At 28.2% G+C, this 1868-nt stretch carries 3 protein-coding genes; 2 read left to right on the plus strand and 1 reads right to left on the minus strand.

The genetic code is table 11. From position 1 onward, the window contains the following. On the minus strand, positions 1 to 240 hold a 240-nt coding region (locus tag ACHZC3_RS04415; protein ID WP_394758671.1), incomplete at its 3' end, for a lycopene cyclase family protein. Between the two features lie 78 nt (positions 241 to 318). Between ACHZC3_RS04415 and ACHZC3_RS04420 the strand changes: the two genes are divergently transcribed. Together ACHZC3_RS04420 and ACHZC3_RS04425 are read left to right on the plus strand one after the other, a co-directional pair. Then, positions 319 to 1218, plus strand: coding sequence for a B12-binding domain-containing protein (locus tag ACHZC3_RS04420; protein WP_394758672.1), 900 nt, complete (start codon positions 319 to 321; stop codon positions 1216 to 1218). Positions 1219 to 1266: 48 nt separating this feature from the next. Continuing rightward, the coding region (locus ACHZC3_RS04425; RefSeq protein ID WP_394758673.1) for a phytoene desaturase family protein at positions 1267 to 1868 on the plus strand (602 nt) is incomplete at its 3' end.

Consider the following 1868-nt stretch of genomic DNA (forward strand, 5'->3'; position numbering starts at 1 on the left):
TTGTACAGTTCTATTTTGATTAAGAAATATGGCTTGCTTCCATTTTTTTGAAACTAAATTGTCAAAATCACCTATTTCATTCTCCCAAAAACACCAAGTTTTATCATTGCTGTTTTTATCATTAGGCTCTAATAATAGTATTTTTTTTTTATCTAAAAGCCTAGCATCTATCATTTTATCTAAAATCATTAGACTTGCTAATCCCGCTCCTGCAAAGATATAATCGTACTTTATTTGCATTTTTTGAAAGTATTTTAACAAATATAAGAAAACTAAACAATTATTTATTTAATTTTGTTTAACTTTTATAACAAAAAGATGAACGAAGTTAAAAATGTATTTAGTATTAAAGACCTAGAGAATCTTTCGGGAATAAAGGCACATACTATTAGAATTTGGGAAAAAAGATATGCCGTATTAGAACCTATGCGAACTGATACGAACATTCGTCTTTATGATATTTACAATCTTCAAAAGTTGTTAAACATAACTTTGCTCCATGATTATGGTTACAAAATATCTCGAATATCGAAACTATCTCCTGATAAAATCCCTGTATTGGTTCAAGAAATTGTGTCGGAAAAAAGTGCAAAAAGTCATGCTATAAATGCGTTTAAAATGGCTATGATGAATTTTGATCAAACTCTTTTCATTAATACTTACAATAATCTATTATCCGAAAAATCTTTTAGAGATGTTTTTTATGAAGTTTTTATTCCGCTCATGAACGAAATAGGTTTGCTATGGCAATCGAATACCATAACAATTGCACATGAGCATTTTATTAGTCATTTGATAAAACAAAAATTGATATCAAATACTGAAAAAATTCAGGTTTTAGAACCAACAAAAACTGATAAAATTTTTGTCTTATATTTACCATATAATGAAATTCACGAACTTGGATTAATGTATTTAAATTACGAATTTATATCAAACGGCTACAAGACAATATATCTTGGAGAAAGTGTTCCTATAGATAGCCTTAAAGATATTCAAAAATATTTTGACAAAATCACTTTTGTAAGTTATATGACCGTTCAACCAACAAAAGATGATATTAACAACTATATCGAGAAGATTAAAAGCGAAATTCTTATTGATAAAACTTCAGAATGCTGGTTTATAGGGAAAATGACAACTGAAATAAATCCCAAAATTCTGAATGAAAAAACAAAAGCATTTCAATCGATACAAACAATTATAGAAGAAATATAAAGTTTAACATTTTTTTGTTTAATTTTTTTATATTTTTGTTAAACAATTATGAAGAAAAAAATTTCAATATTAGGTTCAGGATTTTCGTCTTTAGCAGCTGCGTGTTATTTAGCGCAAGCTGGAAATGACGTTAGTATTTACGAGAAAAATAGTACTATTGGCGGAAGAGCTAGACAATTTGAAAAAGACGGATTCACTTTCGATATGGGCCCATCATGGTATTGGATGCCCGATGTTTTCGAAAAATTCTTTGCCGATTTTGGCAAAAAACCATCGGAATATTACGATTTAAAAAAACTATCACCCGGATATCAGGTTTTTTATGGTGTAAATGATTTTATAACTATTTCAGACAATATTCAAGAAATAGTTGACACTTTTGAAAATATTGAAACGGGAAGCGGCAAGAAGTTAAAAAAATTCATACAAAAAGCACAAAGCAATTATGATATTGCTATAAAAGACTTAGTTTACAGACCTGGAGAATCACCTTTAGAACTAGTAACTATAGAAACTGCTAAGAAAATAGACCAGTTTTTTTCTACCATTAGTAAAGATGTTAGAAAGCAATTTAAAAACAAAAAACTCATTCAAATTTTAGAATTTCCAGTTTTATTTCTTGGCGCAAAACCGTCTAAAACACCATCTTT

Source organism: Flavobacterium sp. (assembly GCF_043720215.1).
GTDB lineage: Bacteria > Bacteroidota > Bacteroidia > Flavobacteriales > Flavobacteriaceae > Flavobacterium.

Coding starts and splice junctions, on each gene's coding strand:
- ACHZC3_RS04420 (WP_394758672.1), top strand. CDS start 319: ATGAACGAAGTTAAAAATGTATTTAGTATTAAAGACCTAGAGAATCTT.